Origin of the sequence: Streptomyces sp. NBC_00083 (assembly GCF_026343295.1) — a bacterium.
Classification (GTDB): domain Bacteria; phylum Actinomycetota; class Actinomycetes; order Streptomycetales; family Streptomycetaceae; genus Streptomyces.
Genome location: NZ_JAPELY010000001.1, coordinates 1787354 through 1806297, shown reverse-complemented (window position 1 = coordinate 1806297; position 18944 = coordinate 1787354). Strand labels below are relative to the sequence as shown.

Below are 18944 nucleotides of genomic sequence, written 5' to 3'. Positions count from 1 at the left end.
ACTACTCGAAGGAGAGATCGGCACATGAGCACCCGGTATCCGTTCACGGCCGTGGTCGGCATGGACGACCTGCGCCTCGCGCTGCTCCTGAACGCCGTCAGCCCGGCGGTGGGCGGTGTCCTCGTCCGGGGCGAGAAGGGCACCGCGAAGAGCACCGCCGTGCGGGCGCTCGCGGATCTGCTGCCCGAGGTGGCCGTCGTCGCGGGGTGCCGCTTCAGCTGCGACCCCGCGGCGCCCGACGCGCAGTGCCCGGACGGGCCGCACGAGAGCGGGCCGGGGACGGCCCGCGCGGCCCGCATGGTCGAGCTGCCCGTCGGCGCGTCCGAGGACCGTCTGGTGGGCGCCCTCGACATCGAGCGGGCGCTCGGCGAGGGCGTGAAGGCCTTCGAGCCGGGCCTGCTGGCCGACGCCCACCGCGGCATCCTCTACGTCGACGAGGTCAACCTCCTCCACGACCACCTCATCGACCTGCTGCTCGACGCCGCGGCCATGGGCTCCTCCTACGTCGAGCGCGAGGGCGTCTCGGTGCGGCACGCCGCCCGCTTCCTGCTGGTCGGCACGATGAACCCCGAGGAGGGCGAGCTGCGGCCGCAGTTGCTCGACCGGTTCGGCCTGACCGTGGAGGTCGCCGCTTCGCGCGAGCCCGAGCAGCGCGTCGAGGTGGTGCGCCGCCGTCTCGCGTACGACGACGACCCGGCCGGTTTCGCCGCGCGCTGGGCCGACGACGAGGGGGCGCTGCGTCAACGGATCGTGGCGGCGCGGGAGTTGCTGCCCTCGGTCGTGCTCGGCGACGCGGTCCTGCTCCAGATCGCGGCCACCTGCGCCGCGTTCGAGGTCGACGGCATGCGCGCCGACATCGTGATGGCACGCACCGCGACCGCGCTCGCCGCGTGGGCCGGGCGCACCGAGGTGACGAGCGACGACGTCCGGCAGGCCGCGCTGCTCGCGCTGCCGCACCGGCGCCGGCGCAACCCGTTCGACGCGCCGGGCCTGGACGAGGACAGGCTCGACGAGACCCTGGAGCAGTTCCGGGGCGACGAGGGTGCCGAGGGCGACGACGATCCGGACCCGGGCCCCGAGGGACCCGGCGGTGGCGGGGGCGGCGGGGTGCCGCCGCAGGGCGACTCCCCCGAGAGCCCGGCCGACTCCCCCGAGCCGGCCGGGTCGCCGGACCCGTCCGGGCCGGTGGAGCCGCCCGCCGCCCCCGCCCCGAGCGGGCCGGGCGAGCGCGCCGCGGTGAAGGCCGCCGAGCCGTTCCGTACGAAGATGCTGAGCGTGCCGGGCCTCGGCGAGGGCGCGGCGGGCCGGCGCTCGCGGGCCCGCACCGACCACGGCCGCACGACCGGTTCGCGCCGGCCCCAAGGGGCGCTCACCAAGCTGCACTTGACGGCGACGGTGCAGGCCGCGGCCCCGCACCAGCGGGCCCGCGGACGCTCGGGCCGGGGTCTCGTCGTACGGCGTGACGATCTGCGCCAGGCCACCCGCGAGGGGCGCGAGGGCAACCTCGTCCTGTTCGTGGTGGACGCCTCCGGGTCGATGGCGGCGCGGCAGCGGATGAGCGCGGTCAAGGGCGCGGTGCTCTCGCTGCTCCTCGACGCCTACCAGCGCCGCGACAAGGTCGGCCTCGTCACGTTCCGCGGCGCGGACGCGGAGCTCGCGCTCCCGCCGACCTCGTCGGTGGACGCGGCGGCGGCCCGGCTCGAAACGCTGCCGACCGGCGGGCGCACCCCGCTCGCGGCGGGGCTCCTGAAGGCCCATGACGTGCTGCGCGTGGAGCGGTTGCGCGATCCCTCGCGGCGCCCCCTGCTCGTGGTGGTCACCGACGGCCGTGCCACGGGCGGGCCCGAGCCGGTGGCGCTCGCCGGGCGGGCGGCCCGGCTGCACGCGGCCGAGGGCACCGCGTCGGTGGTCGTGGACTGCGAGTCGGGGATGGTGCGGCTCGGTCTCGCCGGGGAGCTGGCGCGTGAACTGGGCGGCAGCGCCGTCACGTTGGACGAGCTGCGGGCGGATTCCATCGCCGGCCTCGTCAAGGATGTCCAGGGAACTTCGAGGAGGGCCGCTTAATGCCGCAGGGACAGGTCAGTGTCGTACCCGAGGACGGTCTGACGACCCGTCAGCGTCGCAACAGGCACCTGGTGATGGTGCACACCGGCGTCGGCAAGGGGAAGTCGACCGCCGCGTTCGGGATGGCGCTGCGCGCCTGGAACCAGGGCTGGCCGGTCGGGGTGTTCCAGTTCGTGAAGTCGGCGAAGTGGAAGGTCGGCGAGGAGAACGCGCTGAAGGTGCTCGGGGCGTCCGGCGAGGGCGGCACCGTCGACTGGCACAAGATGGGCGAGGGCTGGTCGTGGATCCAGCGCGAGACCGCCGAGGGCGAGCCCACCCACGAGGAGAAGGCCCGCGAGGGCTGGGAGCAGGTCAAGCGCGACCTGGCGGCCGAGACGTACAAGTTCTACGTGCTCGACGAGTTCGCCTATCTGCTGCACTGGGGCTGGGTCGACGTCGACGAGGTCGTCTCGGTGCTGCGCGACCGGCCCGGCACCCAGCATGTCGTCATCACCGGCCGCAACGCGCCCGAGCAGCTGGTGGAGTACGCGGATCTGGTCACCGACATGTCCAAGGTCAAGCACCCGATGGACGCCGGTCAGAAGGGCCAGCGGGGCATCGAGTGGTAGCGCGTCTCGTCATCGCGGCCCCGGCGTCGGGCAGCGGCAAGACCACCGTGGCGACGGGGCTGATGGCCGCGTTCGCGCGGTCGGGGCTCGCCGTGTCCCCGCACAAGGTGGGGCCGGACTACATCGACCCCGGGTACCACGCGCTGGCGACGGGGCGCCCCGGCCGCAACCTCGACGCGTACATGTGCGGGCCCGAGCTGATGGCGCCGCTCTTCGCGCACGGCGCGCGCGGCTGCGACCTCGCGGTGGTCGAGGGCGTGATGGGCCTGTACGACGGGGCGAGCGGGCTCGGCGAGCTCGCCTCCACCGCCCAGGTCGCCAAGTTGCTGCGCGCGCCGGTGGTGCTCGTGGTGGACGCCTCCTCGCAGTCGCGGTCGGTGGCCGCGCTGGTCCACGGTTTCGCGTCGTGGGACCCCGGGGTGCGCATCGGCGGCGTGATCCTCAACAAGGTCGGCTCGGACCGGCACGAGGCGCTGCTGCGCGAGGCGATGGAGGACGTGGGCGTCCCGGTCCTCGGCGCCCTGCGCCGCGCCCCGCAGGTCGACACCCCCTCCCGCCACCTGGGCCTGGTTCCGGTCGCGGAGCGCCGCACGGACGCGGTGGACGCGGTGGGGGCGATGGGTGAACAGGTGCGGGCGGGCTGTGACCTGCCGGCCCTCCTCGCCCTGGCGCGATCGGCCCCGCCGCTGGGCGTCAAGCCGTGGGAGCCGGCCCCGGACGCCGGGACCGGGACCGGGGCACAGCCCCGCCCGGCCACCGCGCGGCGCCCCGTCGTCGCCATGGCGGGCGGCTCCGCGTTCACGTTCTCCTACGCCGAGCACCCCGAGCTGCTCACCGCCGCCGGCGCGGAGGTCGTCACCTTCGACCCGCTCAGGGACGAGCAACTCCCTCCCGGAACCAGCGGGTTGGTGATAGGCGGCGGCTTCCCCGAGGTGTACGCGGCCGAGCTGTCCGCCAACGAGCGGCTCCGCGAGGCCGTCGCCGGGCTCGCCCGGTCGGGGGCGCCGGTGGCCGCCGAGTGCGCGGGCCTGCTCTATCTGGCCCGCTCGCTCGACGGGCTGCCCATGTGCGGCGTGCTCGACGCCGACGCCCGGATGTCGGGCCGCCTCACCCTCGGCTACCGGGAGGCCGTCGCGGTGGCCGACAACAGCCTGGCCGTCGCCGGGACGCGGCTGCGCGGCCACGAGTTCCACCGCACCGTCATCGAGCCGGGCGCCGGCGCCGAGCCGGCCTGGGGCATCGTGCACCCGGAGCGCCGCGTCGAGGGCTTCGTACGGCAGGGTGTGCACGCGAGCTATCTGCACACCCATTGGGCGGCCCGCCCGGAGGTCGCCCTCAGATTCGCCGGGGCCTGCGCGCCATGACGCGCTCAGCCGGCGATGCCCACCACCAGCCAGATGAACCCCACGCCCGCGACGGTGAACAGCAGTGTCGACAGCGCCGGGTGCTCGTGGTGGGCCTCGGGGAGGATCTCGGCGGCGGCCAGATACAGCAGCACGCCGCCGAAGAACCCCAGATAGCTGCCGAGCAGCTGCTCCGGAAGGGTGAACAGCAGGGTCGAGGCCGCCCCCACCATCGGGGCCAGCGCGTCGGCGAACAGCATCGCCAGCGCCTTGCGCTTCTCGTTCCCGTACAGGCTGGTGATCGTGTACGTGTTGAAGCCGTCCGCGAAGTCGTGGGTGATGACGGCGAGGGCCACCGCCACGCCCATCCCGGCGCCCACCTGGAAGGCGGCGCCGATCGCGATGCCGTCCATCAGGCTGTGCCCGACCATCGCCGACGCCACCGCGACGCCCACCTGCGGCGCCCGGTGCTCGCCCGCCCCGTGGGCCGCCTGGCGCACCGCGAGGATCCGCTCGACGACGTGCGCGAAGAGGAAGCCGCCGACGAACAGGAGCAGCGCGCGGGGCACCCCGAAGAGGTCCTCGCCGGCCGCGTCGAGGGCTTCGGGCAGCAGGTCGAGGCCGACCACGCCGAGCATGAGGCCGCCGGCGAGCCCGAGCACCAGGTGGCGCCGGTCGGTGACCCGCTGGGCGGTCCAGCCGCCCACCAGGGTCATCAGGAACGCGCCGAGCGCGACGATTACCGCCATGGGCCCTTGCTAACCGACGGTGCCCGTACTCCGCATGTCCACGCCTCGTCCCCGCGCCGCCCGCCGGCCCCCTGAGAGGATCCCCGCCATGGCCGCCGACGACGCCCTTCCCCGCGCAGCCGCCCCGGTCCCGCCGGGCACCGGGGCGTGTCTCGTCGTGGGCGTCGGCGCCTCGAAGGGCGTACGCGCCGAGGAGGTGCTCGGCCTGATCGGGGACGCGCTGGCGCAGGCGGGGCTCGACGCGGGGGCCGTGGCCGAACTGGCCACCCTGGACGGCAGGTCGCGGGAGCCGGGGATCGTGGCCGCCGCGGCCCGGCTCGGCGTGCCGGTCCTCGGGTACACGGCCGGCGAGCTCGCGGCCGTCGCGGTGCCGAACGGCTCACGGGCGGCCCTCGCCGCGGTGGGTACGCCGTCGGTGGCCGAGGCCGCGGCGCTGGCCCGCGGCGGCGAACTGCTCGTGCCCAAGCGGAAGTCGAGCGGCACCGGCCGTGCCGCCATGGCGACGTGTGCGATCGTACGTCGACCCCACCTCCGGCCGAGCGCCTCCGGGCGCGACGCACCCCCCACCAGGAGCGAGGAAGCCATGCCCATCCCCACCACCGAGGTCCCACTCGATCTGCGCCACCACGGCGACGCGGAGGTACGCGACGACGGCGGCGAACTGATCGATCTCGCGGTCAACGTCCGCACCGGCACTCCCCCGGTCTGGCTGCGCGAGCGGATAGCCGAGTCGCTGACCGGGCTCGCCGCCTACCCGGACGGGCGGGCCGCGCGCGCGGCGGTCGCGGCCCGGCACGGCGTCCCGGTGGAGCGGGTGCTCCTGACGGCGGGTGCGGCGGAGGCGTTCGTCCTGATCGCCCGCGCCCTGACGTTCCGTCACCCGGTCGTGGTGCACCCGCAGTTCACCGAACCGGAGGCGGCCCTGCGCGACGCGGGCCACGAGGTGCGGCGGGTACTGCTGCGCGCCGAGGACGGCTTCCGGCTCGATCCCGCGGCGGTGCCGGACGAGGCGGACCTGGTGGTGGTCGGCAACCCGACCAACCCCACGTCCGTCCTGCACCCGGCCGCGCTGCTGGCTCAACTCGCCCGCCCGGGGCGGACGTTGGTGGTGGACGAGGCGTTCATCGACGCGGTGCCGGGCGAGCGCGAGGCGCTGGCCGGCCGCACCGATCTGCCCGGCCTCCTCGTCCTGCGCAGCCTGACCAAGACCTGGGGCCTGGCCGGCCTGCGGATCGGCTATGTGCTGGGCGAGCCGGAGACGGTCGCCGCCCTCCAGCGGGCCCAGCCGCTGTGGCCGGTGTCGACCCCGGCCCTGGTCGCGGCCGCCGCCTGCATGGAGCCCCGCGCGCTGGCGGAGGCCGAGGCGGCCGCCGTACGCGTCGCCGAGGACCGGGCCCATCTGCTGGCCGGGCTCGCGGAGTTCGACGAGGTACGCGCGGTGGAGCAGGCGCAGGGCCCCTTCGTGCTCGTACGGATCGAGGGCGCGGCCGAGGTCAGGGAACGGCTGCGGGGCCTCGGCTTCGCGGCCCGGCGCGGCGACACGTTCCCCGGCCTGGGCCCGCAATGGCTCCGCCTGGCGGTCCGGGACAGGGCCACGACCAACCGCTTCCTCCAGGCCTTGGACCAGGCCCTGGTCCTCGCGGCACGCTGACCCCCACGCGGGCACGTGGTTGACCGGGCGTTACGCGGGGCGGCTCGCGGTCGTTGATGGTCTTCATGTGCCCGCCGTGGTGAACGCCGGGGTGAGAGGCGGCGTACGGGGCTCCGGGCGGTTGCGGGGGTGACGGATGGGGGCGCCGATGCCGGAAGAATCGAATATGGAGACGGAAACCACCCTTTGGGGTGAACTGGCGCCGTGTGACGGCCAGTTCACTCTCCGTGCGTAAAGATGCGGTGTCTCTAGTCGCCGGCGCGCCCCACGATTCGCAGGAGTCCCACGAGTCCCCGTGGCGGGCGCCCGGTCAGCCATGTCTCCTGTGGGGGTTCCACCATTTTGAACAGCAACAACTTCCGCCTGCCCGCGCACGGTCCGGCCGCCCGCCCGGCCCGTCGCTCCCTCGCCCTCGCGTCCTGTGCGGCGCTGGCCGCGGGGCCGCTGCTGCTCGCCGCGCCCGCGGGGGCCACCGGCGTCGAGGGCGACGGCGGCGGCCGGGCGAGCGCCGTCGTGCTGCGCACCGGGCTCGATGTCTCCCTGCTCAACAAGGCGATCGACGTGCCGCTCAAGGCCACGCTCAACGAGGTGCAGGCCCCGGCGAGCGCCGAGAAGACCGCGCTGACCGTGAAGCTCGACGGGGTCGGCGGCGGGCAGCCCGTCAACGTGCTGAAGGCCGACGTGGCAACGGCCAGGGCGAGCGTCGACGCGAAGAAGGCGGAGGGCTCGACCCGGCTGGTCAACGCCCGGCTCCACCTGCCCGGCCTTCCGCTGCTCTCGCTCGTCGAGGTGGGCGAGGTGACGTCGAGCGCGGTCTGCGAGGCGGGCCGCGCGCCGGTCGCCAAGTCGAACGTGCTGGGCGCGGTGACCGTGCTCGGCAGGAAGGTCACGCTGTCGGCGGGCGGTACGACGCGGGTGCAGGTGCCCGGCGTCGGCGAGGTCACCCTCGACCTGTCGAAGGCGACCACCACCTCGCGGAGCGCGGCGGCCGTCGCGCTCCAGCTCAAGGTCTCGGTCAACCCGCTCCATCTGAACGTCGCCGACGTCAAGGGCGAGGTCACGCTCGCCGAGGCGACGTGCCGGACGCCCGAGGCGCCGCCCGCGCCCGCGAAGCCCCAGCCGGGCACCGCGGCCGATCCCGACAAGGGGCCCGTGGGGACGGCGGTGCGGACCCAGAGCGTCGCCGACACCAAGCTGGCCGAGACCGGCGGGAGTTCGGCGACGCCGTACCTCGCGGGCGGGGCTGCGGTTCTCCTGGTGGGCGGGGCGGGGGCGCTCGTCGCCACACGCCGGCGCCTGCGCGGCGGGCGCGGCTGACCGGCCGCGCGAGGGGGCGGCGGGGCCGATGGCCCCCGTCCCCTCGCGCAGCCCCGTTCAGGCGCCGCTCAGCCCACCACGCGCCCGTTGAGCACGATCCGGCCCGGCGCCGCGAGGACCCGGACGTCCGCGCGCGGGTCCTGGTCGTAGACCACCAGGTCGGCCGGGGCGCCCTCCTCCAGGGCCGGGCGGCCGAGCCAGGCCCTGGCCCCCCAGGCCGTCGCCGAGAGCGCGTCGAGCGCGGGGATGCCGGCCTTGACGAGTTCGGCGACCTCGGCGGCGACCAGGCCGTGGGCGAGCGAGCCGCCCGCGTCCGTTCCGACGAAGACGGGCACCCCGGCGTCGTACGCCGAGCGCACCGTGTCGTAGCGGCGCTCGTACAGGCGGCGCATGTGGGCGGCCCAGTCCGGGAACTTGGCCTCGCCGCCGTCGGCCATGTGCGGGAACGTGGCGATGTTGACCAGGGTCGGCACGATCGCCACGCCCCGCTCGGCGAAGAGCGGGATGGTCTCCTCGGTCAGGCCGGTGGCGTGCTCGATGCAGTCGATGCCCGCCTCGACGAGGTCCCGCAGCGAGTCCTCGGCGAAGCAATGCGCGGTGACACGGGCGCCGAGCCGGTGCGCTTCGGCGATCGCCGCCTCCACCTCGCCGCGCGGCCAGCAGGGGGCCAGATCTCCGGCGTCGCGGTCGATCCAGTCCCCGACCAGCTTGACCCAGCCGTCGCCGCGCCGCGCCTCCCGGGCGACGTACGCGACCAGGTCGCCGGGCTCGATCTCGTGGGCGTAGTTGCGGATGTAGCGGCGGGTGCGGGCGATGTGCCGGCCCGCGCGGATGATCTTCGGCAGGTCCTCGCGGTCGTCGACCCAGCGGGTGTCGGACGGGGAGCCCGCGTCGCGCACCAGGAGCGTCCCGGCGTCGCGGTCGGTGAGGGCCTGCTTCTCGCTGACCTCGTCGGGGACCGGGCCGTGCTGGTCGAGGCCGACGTGGCAGTGCGCGTCGACGAGGCCCGGCAGCGCCCAGCCGGTCACGGTGAGGGCCTCTCCCGGTGGGCGCTCGTAGGTGATCCGCCCGTCGACGGCCCACAGTTCGTCCCGTACGTCCTCGGGTCCCGCGAGGACGCGCCCCTTCACATGCAGCACCGTGCGATCGCTCATGCCCAGCACTGTACGAGGCCCTGGGTAGTCTCCCTCCAGAGGATCGAACACCTGACGTGCACCCCGATCCGGCCCACGCCCCGACTGAAGAAGGCACCGCCGTGACACACCCGCTCCTGGACCTCGCCCCGCTGACCGCCGCCCACTTCGCGGCGGTCGAACGACGGGTGGCCGCGCTGCTCGCCACCGAGCAGGACGTGGTGATCATGCAGGGCGAGGCGCTGCTCCCCCTGGAGGGCTGCATCCGGGGCGCCGCGCATCCGGGCTCCACCGCGCTCAACGTGGTGACCGGCCCCTACGGGCAGACCTTCGGCAACTGGCTGCGCGACTGCGGCGCCGAGGTCGTCGACCTGGAGGTGCCCTTCCACGCGGCGGTGACCGCGGAGCAGATCGACCGTGCGCTCACCGAGCACCCGGAGATCGACTTCGTGTCGCTGGTCCACGCGGAGGCGGCGACCGGCAACACGAACCCGGTCGCGGCGATCGGCGAGGTGGTGCGCCGGCACGGCGCGCTGTTCATGCTGGACGCGGTGGCCTCGGTGGCCGCCGAGCCGCTGCTCGTGGACGCGTGGGGCGTGGACCTGTGTGTGATCGGCGCGCAGAAGGCGATGGGCGGCCCGGCCGGCGTCTCCGCGGTCTCCGTCAGCGCCCGCGCCTGGGAGCGGATCGCCGCCAACCCGAAGGCGCCGCGCCACTCCTACCTCTCGCTCCTCGACTGGAAGCAGCGCTGGATCGACGCCGGCCGCCGGGCACTGCCGCACGCCCCGGCGCAGCTGGAGATGCTGGCGCTCGAAGCATGTGTGGAGCGCATCGACGCCGAGGGCCTGGAGGCGGTGACGGCCCGGCACGCCTCGGCCGCCGCGGCGACCCGGGCGGGCGCCGTCGCGCTGGGCGGTGTCACCCCGTACGTCCAGGAGGCCGCGGACGCCGCTCCGGTGGCGACGACCCTGCGCGCGCCCGAGGGCGTGGACGCCTCGGAGCTGGTGGCCAAGGCGCTCGCCGCCGACCCGTCGCTGCCCCTGATCGCGGGCGGCGGGGCGCTGGCCGCGACGATGATCCGGGTCAACCACTACGGCGTGGACGCCACGCGGGGCGTGGTGCAGTCGTCGCTCGCCGCGCTCGGGGCGGCGCTCGGTGAGCACGGGATCGCGGTGGACCTGGAGGGCGCCCGCAGGGCCGTGTCCGAAACGTGGTGACACCTTCGCGGCGGCCCTCCGGCACAATCACGGACACAGAGCAGACACAGAGCAGGACGCATAAGCAGGACACATAAAGCACAACTGAATTCCACAATGCGTTCCACAGAACGGGAAGCTGCTTATCCACCGCAGCTTCCCGTTTTCTTCTGCCCCGAATGCACAGCCCTAAACGCACTGATTCCATCAAGGTTTCCGCCCCGCCGCGCAGGTGTGATCGACTCCACACCCCTGCCCTTTTGTCCGGTAATTACCGGACAAACCGGTTCGCGCACATGCTCGCGTGATAACACGGATGACCTCGATGCACACCCCCTGACGGGAATGCGATTTCAATTTCCGATCGGTAAATTCCCTCGGCATGACCGCCGCGCAAACAGCAGTCCGAATCGAAAGCCCACGAGTGGAGGACGGAGCCGCGATATGGCGCATCGCCCGTGACTCCGAGGTGCTCGACCTCAACTCCTCGTACAGCTATCTGCTCTGGTGCCGCGACTTCGCCCGGACCTCCGTGGTGGCCCGCGGCACCGAGGGTGAGCCGATCGCGTTCATCACCGGCTACGTACGGCCCGAGCGGCCGGACACCCTGGTCGTCTGGCAGGTGGCCGTCGACCACGCCCACCGCGGCGAGGGTCTCGCGGGACTGCTGCTGGAAGCGCTCACCTCGAAGGTGACCAACTCGCACGGGATCACCCGCGTCGAGACGACGGTGTCGCCGGACAACATCCCCTCCGACCGGCTCTTCACCTCGTACGCCACGCGACGCGGCGCACTCCTGAGCCGTGAGGTCCTCTTCGACGCCGGGCTGTTCCCGGACGACGGGCACCAGCCCGAGGTCCTCTACCGCATCGGCCCCCTCCACCCCCAGGGAGAATCGCTGTGACCATCACCCCGCCCGCCCTCAGTGTCTTCGAGTCGCTCGAATCGGAGGTGCGCAGCTACTGCCGCGGCTGGCCCGCCGTGTTCGACCGCGCGCAGGGTGCCCGCCTCACCGACGAGGACGGCCACAGCTACCTGGACTTCTTCGCCGGAGCCGGCTCACTCAACTACGGGCACAACAACCCCGTGATGAAACGGGCGCTGCTCGACTACATCGAGCGTGACGGCATCACGCACGGCCTGGACATGGCGACGACCGCGAAACGGGCGTTCCTCGAAACGTTCCAGAACGTGATCCTGCGCCCGCGCGACCTGCCGTACAAGGTGATGTTCCCCGGCCCGACCGGCACCAACGCCGTCGAGGCGGCGCTGAAGCTGGCCCGCAAGGTCAAGGGCCGCGAGTCGATCGTGTCCTTCACCAACGCCTTCCACGGCATGTCGCTCGGCTCGCTCGCCGTGACGGGCAACGCCTTCAAGCGGGCCGGCGCGGGCATCCCCCTCGTGCACGGCACCCCGATGCCGTTCGACAACTACCTCGACGGCCAGGTCCCGGACTTCCTGTGGTTCGAGCGCCTCCTGGAGGACCAGGGCTCGGGCCTCAACAAGCCGGCCGCCGTGATCGTGGAGACCGTGCAGGGCGAGGGCGGCATCAACGTGGCCCGCGCCGAGTGGCTGCGCGCCCTCTCGGACCTGTGCCGCCGCCGCGACATGCTGCTCATCGTCGACGACATCCAGATGGGCTGTGGCCGCACCGGTGCCTTCTTCTCCTTCGAGGAGGCGGGCATCGTGCCGGACATCGTCACCGTCTCGAAGTCGATCAGCGGCTACGGACTCCCGCTCTCGCTCTGCCTGTTCAAGGGCGAGCTCGACGTGTGGGAGCCGGGCGAGCACAACGGCACCTTCCGCGGCAACAACCCGGCGTTCGTCACCGCGACCGCCGCGCTCGACGCGTACTGGGCCGACGGCCAGATGGAGAAGCACACCCTGGCCCGCGGCGAGCAGGTCGAGCAGGCGCTGCTCGCCCTGTGCACCGAGCACAGCCGGCTCGGCGTGACCTACCGGGGCCGCGGCCTCGTGTGGGGTCTGGAGTTCGCCGACCCGGCGCGCGCCTCCGAGGTCTGCGCCCGCGCCTTCGAGCTGGGGCTGCTCCTGGAGACCTCGGGTCCCAAGAGCGAGGTCGTCAAGCTGCTCCCGCCGCTGACCATCACCCCGGACGAGCTGGACGAGGGCCTGCGCACCCTGGCCCGCGCGGTCGCCGCGACCGTCTGACCCGTTCCGCACGGCCCACCCGGCGCACCGACACAGACGTACACAGAAAGGCAGCAACTCACCGTGATTGTCCGCTCGTTCAAGGACATCGAGAACACCGACCGCCATGTGAAGGCCGCCTCAGGCACCTGGGAGAGCAAGCGGATCGTCCTCGCGAAGGAGAAGGTCGGCTTCTCCCTGCACGAGACCGTGCTCTACGCGGGCACCGAGACCTCCATGTGGTACGCCAACCACATCGAGGCGGTCCTGTGCACCGAGGGCGAGGCCGAGCTCACCAACGAGGAGACCGGCGAGACCCACTGGATCGCGCCGGGCACGATGTACCTCCTGGACGGCCACGAGCGCCACACCATGCGCCCCAAGACCGACTTCCGCTGCGTCTGCGTCTTCAACCCTCCCGTCACCGGACGGGAGGACCACGACGAGAACGGCGTCTACCCCCTGCTGACCGAACCCGAGGAGGGCTGACCATGACTGCCCAGGATCTCTACCCCACGCGTGGCGCCGCCGAGGTGATCACACCCCGCCAGGACCCCGTCGTCTGGGGACCGTCGGCCGGGCTCGAATCCTTCGAGCAGAACGGCTTCCTGTCGATCCAGGATCTGCTCACCGACGACGAAGTGGCGCTCTACCACGCCGAGTTGGAGCGCCTGATCGCCGACCCCGCGGTGCGCGCCGACGAGCGGTCGATCATCGAGCCGCAGTCGCAGTCCGTGCGTTCGGTCTTCGAGGTCCACCGGCTCAGCGAGCTGTTCGCGCGTCTGGTGAGCGACGAGCGCGTGGTGGGCATGGCGCGCAGGATCCTCGGTTCGGACGTGTACGTCCACCAGTCGCGGATCAATGTGAAGCCGGGCTTCGGCGCCTCGGGCTTCTACTGGCACTCGGACTTCGAGACGTGGCACGCCGAGGACGGTCTGCCGAACATGCGGACGGTCTCGGTCTCGATCGCGCTGACCGAGAACCACGACACCAACGGCGGCCTGATGATCATGCCCGGGTCGCACCGGGACTTCCTCGGCTGCGAGGGCGCCACCCCCAAGGACAACTACAAGAAGTCCCTGCAGATGCAGGACGCGGGGACGCCGTCCGACGAGGCGCTCACGAAGATGGCCGACCGGCACGGCATCAAGCTGTTCACCGGCCGCGCGGGATCGGCGACCTGGTTCGACTGCAACGCGATGCACGGCTCCGGGGACAACATCACCCCGTTCCCGCGCAGCAACGTGTTCATCGTCTTCAACAGCGTCGAGAACACCGCGGTGGAGCCGTTCGCCGCGCCGATCCGGCGTCCTGAGTTCATCGGAGCGCGGGACTTCACCCCCGTGAAGTGACCGGCGGTGAAGCGGCACCGGCGGACCGCGCGCCGGTGCGGTGAACGACCTCCAGGCCGGGGGTCCGGGGCCACCCCCCCGGACCCCCGGCCTGGAAGCCGTCTCCCCCCGCGCACAGAGATCGTTGGTACGGTCCCCCCATGTCGATGGTCGATGAACCTTCCCGAACTCCCGTGACCGCCGCCGACGTCGAGCACGCGGTACGGCTCTCCGTCACCGCGCTGCGCGCCGGGCTCGCCGCGGACTGGAGCGCGAAGGCGGGAACGCTGGAGTGGGACTGCTGGGAGACCGTCGAGCACCTCTCGGACGACCTGTTCGCCTACGCCGCGCAGATCGGGCCCGCCCAGCCTCCGCTCGACGGCGAGGTGCCGTTCCTGTGGGAGGCCAAGCGGCCCGGCGGCCCCCGCAACGCGGTGCACGCCGACCGCGCCGCGGGACCGGCCGGCCTGCTCCAGACGCTGGAGGCGAGCGGCGCGCTGCTCACCGCGATGGTGCGCACCACGTCGCCCGAGGTACGCGCCCATCACGGCTTCGGCATCTCCGACCCCGAGGGCTTCGGCGCGATGGGCATCGTGGAGACCCTGCTGCACACGCACGACGTCGCCGAGGGGCTCGGGCTGACCTGGACGCCCCCGGCCGGCCTGTGCGACCGGGTGCTGGCCCGGCTCTTCCGTGACGTGCCCGACGACCAGGACCGCTGGCAGGTGCTGCTCTGGGCGACCGGCCGCGGGGACCTGCCGGGGCGGGAGCGCCCGGAGCGCTGGCGCTGGTACGGGGAGCCGCTCAGCTCCGGTGCCGCCACACCCTGAGCGGTCCCGCCGGGGCGAAGCCCGCGCGCAGGGCGGCCGCGAGGTCCTCGCCGCTCTCGTAGCCGACGACCTCGCGCCCCGGCCAGAGCCGGGCGACGGTGGCGAGACAGCCGGCCCATGCCGCCTCCGGGTCTTTCTCGACGGCGTACAGGTTGGAGATCCCCACGACCTCGCCGCTCCGGGTGGCGACGGCCCCCGCCCGCACCGCTCCCCGCTCGTCGCGGTCCACCAGGAAGGTGTGGTCCGGGTCGGCGAGCAGCGCCGGCGGGAAGAGGCCCGCGCTCCCCCCGTCGGACCAGGCCCGCTCCCATGCGGCCAACTCGTCCGGGTCGACGACGCGTTGCCAGTTCCCGTCGGCCGCCCCCGGGGCCGGGTGATGGATCCATTGGGCGTCGAAGAGGACGTCGAACCCCTGCGCCGTGAGGTCGAGCGCCGCGAAGCTGTCCTTGACCGAGGCGCCGGGCGCCGTGAGGTCGATGTGGCCGACGATGTCCTGGGGCGAGGCCCCGGGCGTGAGCGTCACCGCGTCGGGATAGTAGAGCGGGGTCCGGCGGGGGCTGGTCCAGGCCCGCGGCCCGGCGAGCCCGGTGATGCCGTGGGCGCGGCAGAGCGCGGCGCACCACGCGGCGTTGTTGCGGGCGGCTTCGCGGGCCTGCTCCGTGGCGTCCGTGTGGATGATCACGGCCCGATCCTCCATCTCCGGCCGGGCCGTGACCAGCGAATTTCACGCGCCGCACCGCGCGCGGCGCATGTCATGCGGCACGCGTCATGCGGCACGCGTCATGCGCCGAGCGCGGGGTAGTCGAGGTAGCCGCGGTCGTCGCCGCCGAAGAACGTCGACACGTCGGGGGTGTTGAAGGGGCCGCCGGCCGCGAGCCGGGCCGGGAGGTCCGGGTTGGCGAGGAAGAGCGCCCCGTAGGAGATGAGGTCGGCGGTGCCGTCCTCGATCAGGGTGAGCGCCTCGGGCCCGGTCGGGCCTTCGGTGGCGGCGTTGAGGATCAGCACCCCCGAGAACGCCTTGCGCAGCCGCAGCGTCAACTCCCGGCGCTCCGGGGCGGTTTCGAGCAGGTGCAGATAGGCGAGACCGAGCGGTTCGAGGGCGTCGACCAGCGCGGTGTAGACCGCCTGCGGCTCGGGCTCGTCGATGCTGTTGTACGGGTTGCCCGGCGAGAGGCGGATCGCGGTGCGCTCGGGGCCGATCTCGGCGGCGACCGCCTTGGTGACCTCGACCGCGAACCGGATGCGGCCCTCGACCGAGCCGCCCCAGCCGTCCTCGCGCACATTGGTGTTGGGCGCGAGGAACTGGTGGATGAGGTAGCCGTTGGCGCCGTGCAGCTCGACGCCGTCGAAGCCCGCCTCGACGGCGTTGCGGGCGGCGGTGGCGAACTCGCCGATGGTGACGAGGATCTGGTCCTCGCTCAGCGCCTGCGGAGTGATGAAGGGCTTCGGACCCTCGTGGGTGTAGACCTGGCCTTCGGCGGCCACCGCGGAGGGCGCCACGTTGATCAGGCCGTCGGGCAGCAGGTCCGGGTGGCCGATCCGGCCGGCGTGCATGATCTGGGCGAAGATCCGGCCGCCCTTGGCGTGCACGGCATCGGTGACCTTCCGCCAGGCCGCGACCTGCTCGGCGCTGTGCAGACCCGGGGTGTCGGGGTAGCCCTGTCCGACCGGGGAGGGCTGCACGCCCTCGGTGATGACGAGCCCGGCGGAGGCGCGCTGGGCGTAGTACTCGGCCATCGAGGTGGTCGGCGTGCGGCCTGCGCCGTGCGCGCGGCTGCGGGTCATCGGCGCCAGGGCGATGCGGTTGGCGAGCGGGGTGCCGGCCAGGTCGATCGGGTCGAATGCGGTGGTCACAGCGGCCTCCAGGGAGACGGGCAGGGGTGGAGAGCGGATTTATGTGGTCGGCCAAGTATCGCCGCCGAGTGCCACTGTAACCCATTGATTGGCCGACCAAGGTAATCTGGTGGGCATGAGCTCCGACGACCCCGTCTGTCCCGATTCCGCCCGTCTGCCGAGCGCCGCGCGCGGCGGCCCGTTCAGCCACGCCGTCTCCCGGGTGGCCCGGCTGCACCGCATCGCGGCGGGCAGGCAGCTGCGCTCGATCGGGCTCTACCCGGGGCAGGAGTTCTTGATGATGTACCTGTGGGACGCGGGGGCCACCCGCCAGTCCCAGCTGATCAAGCTGCTCGAACTCGATCCGTCGACGGTGACGAAGATGCTCCAGCGCCTGGAGCAGGCCGGCTATGTGCGGCGCACCCCCGACCCCAAGGACCGGCGCGCTTCGCTCGTGGAGGCCACCGACGACGGCTGCGTCCTGCACGAGCGGGTGCGCGACGCCTGGACGGAGCTGGAGGAGCAGACCCTGGCCGGCCTCGACGAGGCCGAACGGGCCGAACTGGCACGGCTGTTGGGCAAGGTGGAGGCCAACCTGTGCCGCTCGGCCGGCGACGAGGCGGGCTGCGGGGGCTGAGCCCGCGGGGCCGCCCGGCGGCCGGACCGGTGAGCGAGCGCGTCAGCCCGTGCCGGTACGTCGGCGGACCGGCGCACCGCCACCCCGGCGGACCGGGACCACCGCCTCAGCGGGCCGGGGACAGCAGGGCGAGCAGTCGGTCCACGTCCTGGGCGGAGCTGTAGAGGTGGAACGCCGCGCGCAAGTTGCCCGCGCGGTCCGAGAGCTCGATGCCGGAGCGGCTCAACTCCTCCTGGCGGTGGCCGAGTCCGGGCACCGAGACGATCGCGGAGCCGGGCGCGGCCACCGGCTCGTACCCGAGCGGCGCGAGCCCGGCGCGGAAGCGGTCGGCGAGCGCGGTGTTGTGCGCGTGGACGCGCTCGATGCCCAGTTCCTCCAGGAGCGCCAGGGAGTGCCGGGCCCCGGTGTAGGAGAAGAGCGCGGGGCTCTCGTCGAACCGCCGCGCGGAGTGCGCGAGTTCCTCGACCGGGCCGTAGCAGCTGTCCCAGGGGCGCTCGCCCGCCACCCAGCCGGCGAAGACGGGGGTCAGCGCGCCGAGGTCGTCGGGGACGGTGAAGAAGGCGACCCCGCGCGGGCCGGTCAGCCACTTGAAGCCGGCGGTCACCGTGTAGTCGTACGCACCCGCGTCGACCGGGTACCAGCCGACGCCCTGGCTGACGTCGACGAGGGTCCGGGCGCCGTGGGTGCGGGCCGCCTCCCGGATCGCGGCGAGGTCGGCGATGCGGCCGTCGGCGGACTGGACGGCGCTGACCGCGACGAGCGCGGTGCCCGGCCGCACCGCCTGGGCGAGGCTCTCCAGCGGGGCGGTGCGCACCTTCAGGTCGCGGCGTACGTGGAACGGGTTGACCACCGAGCTGAAGTCGGCCTCCGCCACGAGGACCTCGGACCCCTCGGGCAGGGAGGTGGCGACGAGACCGGCGTAGACGGCGACGGACGCGCCGGCCGCGACGCGCCGCACGGGCACGCCGACCAGCCGGGCGTAGGCGGCGCGGGCGGCCTCCACGTCACCGAACATGTCGGTCGGGCGCCCGGCGGCCGCGGCGGCGATGGCCTCGTTCATGGCCGCCACGGCCCGCGCGGGCAGCAGCCCGGTGCTCGCGGTGTTGAGGTAGGTGGTCTTCGGGGCGAATTCGCCGGGCGCGAGGGAGTCCAGTTCCATGCACTCCAGCCTGAATCCCCGGCAACCTCACGTCAATTGGGCAATTTTGGCGGATATCCCCAAGCGAGCCTTATGCCTTGGCCGGGTCGCGCCGCCCGGACGGGCCCTGCGGATCGATCGCGCGGACGCGGCGGGGAGCCGGGCCGGTGCTCAGCGGGGGACCTCGCAGCCGTCCGGCCCGCAGGCCTCGGCGTCGTCGCCCGTGAGGGTCTTCAGGGCCGGGGTGCGCTCCTGCCAGGCCTGTTCGAGCGCCTGGGTGAAGACCTCGGCGGGCTGTCCGCCGGAGATGCCGTACCTGCGGTCCAGCACGAAGAAGGGCACGGCGTTGGCGCCCAGCTCGGCGGCCTCGCGCTCGTCGGCGCGCACCTCGTCGGCGTACGCGTTCTCGTCGCCGAGGACCGCCTGGACCTCGGCGGCGTCGAGACCGGCCCGGACCGCGATGTCGGCCAGGACCTCCGGGTCGAAGACGGAGCGCTCCTCGGCGAAGTTGGTCCGGTAGGCGAGGTCGAGCAGCTCGCTCTGACGGCCGCGCGCCTTGGCCAGGTGCAGCAGCCGGTGGATGTCGAAGGTGTTGCCGTGGTCACGGCCGTCGGCCAGGTAGCCGAGCCCCTCGGCGTGCGCGTTGGACGCGACGTTCGCCTCCATCGCACGGGCCTCCTCGATGGTCCGCCCGTACTTCTTGGCCAGCATCGGAATCACCGGCCCGACCTCACCCCTGGCCCGGCCGGGGTCGAGCTCGAAGGAGCGGTGCACCACCTCGACGTCGTCCCGGTGGGCGAACTCCGCCAGGCCCTTCTCGAAACGGGCCTTGCCGATGTAGCACCAGGGGCAGGCGATGTCGCTCCAGATCTCGACGCGCATGTCACTTCTCTCAGATTGTTGAACGTCGTACCTCCCCGACAACGCCGCCCCCGCCCTGCCCATTCCCCGGGCGGCTCCTCCCGC

General features: G+C 73.3%; 18 protein-coding genes. 12 read left to right on the top strand and 6 right to left on the bottom strand.

The window, feature by feature from the left end; genetic code table 11:
- The first annotated feature begins 24 nt into the window (after positions 1-24).
- The 3 genes from OOJ98_RS07840 to OOJ98_RS07830 are packed head-to-tail and all read left to right on the top strand — an operon-like array spanning position 25 to position 4036.
- Positions 25-2064, top strand: coding sequence for a putative cobaltochelatase (locus OOJ98_RS07840; protein WP_267053894.1), 2040 nt, complete (start codon positions 25-27; stop codon positions 2062-2064).
- Entirely contained in the window at positions 2064-2672 is a 609-nt protein-coding gene (gene cobO / locus OOJ98_RS07835; RefSeq protein WP_267053893.1) for a cob(I)yrinic acid a,c-diamide adenosyltransferase, read from the top strand. The genes OOJ98_RS07840 and cobO overlap by 1 nt, the downstream gene beginning before the upstream one ends.
- Entirely contained in the window at positions 2666-4036 is a 1371-nt protein-coding gene (locus OOJ98_RS07830) for a cobyrinate a,c-diamide synthase (RefSeq protein ID WP_267053892.1), read from the top strand. The genes cobO and OOJ98_RS07830 overlap by 7 nt, the downstream gene beginning before the upstream one ends.
- A 5-nt stretch (positions 4037-4041) precedes the next feature.
- Here OOJ98_RS07830 and OOJ98_RS07825 read toward each other — a convergent pair whose 3' ends face one another.
- Positions 4042-4764: a ZIP family metal transporter gene (locus OOJ98_RS07825; protein WP_267053891.1), complete on the bottom strand. Its 723-nt coding sequence runs from the start codon at positions 4762-4764 to the stop codon at positions 4042-4044.
- Between the two features lie 88 nt (positions 4765-4852).
- On the opposite strand from OOJ98_RS07825, the gene cobC reads away from it, so the two are divergent.
- Both cobC and OOJ98_RS07815 read left to right on the top strand, forming a co-directional pair.
- Entirely contained in the window at positions 4853-6415 is a 1563-nt protein-coding gene (gene cobC / locus OOJ98_RS07820) for an Rv2231c family pyridoxal phosphate-dependent protein CobC (RefSeq protein WP_267053890.1), read from the top strand.
- 342 nt (positions 6416-6757) lie between these two features.
- Positions 6758-7732: an SCO1860 family LAETG-anchored protein gene (locus OOJ98_RS07815; RefSeq protein ID WP_323177883.1), complete on the top strand. Its 975-nt coding sequence runs from the start codon at positions 6758-6760 to the stop codon at positions 7730-7732.
- A gap of 68 nt (positions 7733-7800) precedes the next feature.
- Here the strand turns inward: OOJ98_RS07815 and OOJ98_RS07810 are convergent, their stop codons facing one another.
- Positions 7801-8886: an amidohydrolase family protein gene (locus OOJ98_RS07810; protein ID WP_267053889.1), complete on the bottom strand. Its 1086-nt coding sequence runs from the start codon at positions 8884-8886 to the stop codon at positions 7801-7803.
- A gap of 101 nt (positions 8887-8987) precedes the next feature.
- On the opposite strand from OOJ98_RS07810, the gene OOJ98_RS07805 reads away from it, so the two are divergent.
- From OOJ98_RS07805 to OOJ98_RS07780, 6 genes are all read left to right on the top strand, one after another.
- On the top strand, positions 8988-10082 hold the full coding sequence (locus OOJ98_RS07805; protein ID WP_267053888.1) for an alanine--glyoxylate aminotransferase family protein: 1095 nt from the start codon (positions 8988-8990) through the stop codon (positions 10080-10082).
- Between the two features lie 361 nt (positions 10083-10443).
- On the top strand, positions 10444-10965 hold the full coding sequence (ectA, locus tag OOJ98_RS07800) for a diaminobutyrate acetyltransferase (protein WP_267053887.1): 522 nt from the start codon (positions 10444-10446) through the stop codon (positions 10963-10965).
- Complete coding sequence (gene ectB, locus OOJ98_RS07795; protein ID WP_267053886.1) at positions 10962-12230, top strand: diaminobutyrate--2-oxoglutarate transaminase; 1269 nt, start codon at positions 10962-10964, stop codon at positions 12228-12230. Before ectA ends, ectB begins: the two co-directional genes overlap by 4 nt.
- Before the next feature lie 63 nt (positions 12231-12293).
- Positions 12294-12698 carry an ectoine synthase gene (locus OOJ98_RS07790; protein WP_267053885.1) on the top strand — a complete coding sequence of 135 codons (405 nt, stop codon included), beginning with the start codon at positions 12294-12296 and terminating at the stop codon, positions 12696-12698.
- A gap of 2 nt (positions 12699-12700) precedes the next feature.
- Positions 12701-13561, top strand: coding sequence for an ectoine hydroxylase (gene thpD / locus OOJ98_RS07785; RefSeq protein WP_267053884.1), 861 nt, complete (start codon positions 12701-12703; stop codon positions 13559-13561).
- 140 nt (positions 13562-13701) lie between these two features.
- Positions 13702-14370 carry a hypothetical protein gene (locus tag OOJ98_RS07780; RefSeq protein WP_267053883.1) on the top strand — a complete coding sequence of 223 codons (669 nt, stop codon included), beginning with the start codon at positions 13702-13704 and terminating at the stop codon, positions 14368-14370.
- Here the strand turns inward: OOJ98_RS07780 and OOJ98_RS07775 are convergent.
- On the bottom strand, positions 14345-15052 hold the full coding sequence (locus OOJ98_RS07775) for a hypothetical protein (RefSeq protein WP_267053882.1): 708 nt from the start codon (positions 15050-15052) through the stop codon (positions 14345-14347). The two genes, OOJ98_RS07780 and OOJ98_RS07775, sit on opposite strands and share 26 nt — an antisense overlap.
- Positions 15053-15150: 98 nt before the next feature.
- Positions 15151-16224: an alkene reductase gene (locus tag OOJ98_RS07770; protein WP_267053881.1), complete on the bottom strand. Its 1074-nt coding sequence runs from the start codon at positions 16222-16224 to the stop codon at positions 15151-15153.
- Positions 16225-16339: 115 nt separating this feature from the next.
- Between OOJ98_RS07770 and OOJ98_RS07765 the strand changes: the two genes are divergently transcribed.
- Complete coding sequence (locus OOJ98_RS07765; RefSeq protein ID WP_267053880.1) at positions 16340-16840, top strand: MarR family winged helix-turn-helix transcriptional regulator; 501 nt, start codon at positions 16340-16342, stop codon at positions 16838-16840.
- Positions 16841-16946: 106 nt separating this feature from the next.
- Here OOJ98_RS07765 and OOJ98_RS07760 read toward each other — a convergent pair whose 3' ends face one another.
- Together OOJ98_RS07760 and OOJ98_RS07755 are read right to left on the bottom strand one after the other, a co-directional pair.
- A complete protein-coding gene (locus tag OOJ98_RS07760; protein ID WP_267053879.1) occupies positions 16947-17999 on the bottom strand; it encodes an aminotransferase class V-fold PLP-dependent enzyme in 1053 nt (350 codons plus the stop codon).
- A 150-nt stretch (positions 18000-18149) separates the two neighbouring features.
- Entirely contained in the window at positions 18150-18860 is a 711-nt protein-coding gene (locus OOJ98_RS07755; protein WP_267053878.1) for a DsbA family oxidoreductase, read from the bottom strand.
- Between the last annotated feature and the right edge of the window lie 84 nt (positions 18861-18944).

What these genes read in the sequence shown, in the direction of transcription:
- OOJ98_RS07840 (WP_267053894.1), top strand. Translation starts at nt 25, where the DNA reads ATGAGCACCCGGTATCCGTTCACGGCCGTGGTCGGCATGGACGACCTG.
- cobO (WP_267053893.1), top strand. Translation starts at nt 2,064, where the DNA reads ATGCCGCAGGGACAGGTCAGTGTCGTACCCGAGGACGGTCTGACGACC.
- OOJ98_RS07825 (WP_267053891.1), bottom strand. Translation starts at nt 4,764, where the DNA reads ATGGCGGTAATCGTCGCGCTCGGCGCGTTCCTGATGACCCTGGTGGGC.
- cobC (WP_267053890.1), top strand. Translation starts at nt 4,853, where the DNA reads ATGGCCGCCGACGACGCCCTTCCCCGCGCAGCCGCCCCGGTCCCGCCG.
- OOJ98_RS07810 (WP_267053889.1), bottom strand. Translation starts at nt 8,886, where the DNA reads ATGAGCGATCGCACGGTGCTGCATGTGAAGGGGCGCGTCCTCGCGGGA.
- ectA (WP_267053887.1), top strand. Translation starts at nt 10,444, where the DNA reads ATGACCGCCGCGCAAACAGCAGTCCGAATCGAAAGCCCACGAGTGGAG.
- thpD (WP_267053884.1), top strand. Translation starts at nt 12,701, where the DNA reads ATGACTGCCCAGGATCTCTACCCCACGCGTGGCGCCGCCGAGGTGATC.
- OOJ98_RS07780 (WP_267053883.1), top strand. Translation starts at nt 13,702, where the DNA reads ATGTCGATGGTCGATGAACCTTCCCGAACTCCCGTGACCGCCGCCGAC.
- OOJ98_RS07765 (WP_267053880.1), top strand. Translation starts at nt 16,340, where the DNA reads ATGAGCTCCGACGACCCCGTCTGTCCCGATTCCGCCCGTCTGCCGAGC.
- OOJ98_RS07760 (WP_267053879.1), bottom strand. Translation starts at nt 17,999, where the DNA reads ATGGAACTGGACTCCCTCGCGCCCGGCGAATTCGCCCCGAAGACCACC.
- OOJ98_RS07755 (WP_267053878.1), bottom strand. Translation starts at nt 18,860, where the DNA reads ATGCGCGTCGAGATCTGGAGCGACATCGCCTGCCCCTGGTGCTACATC.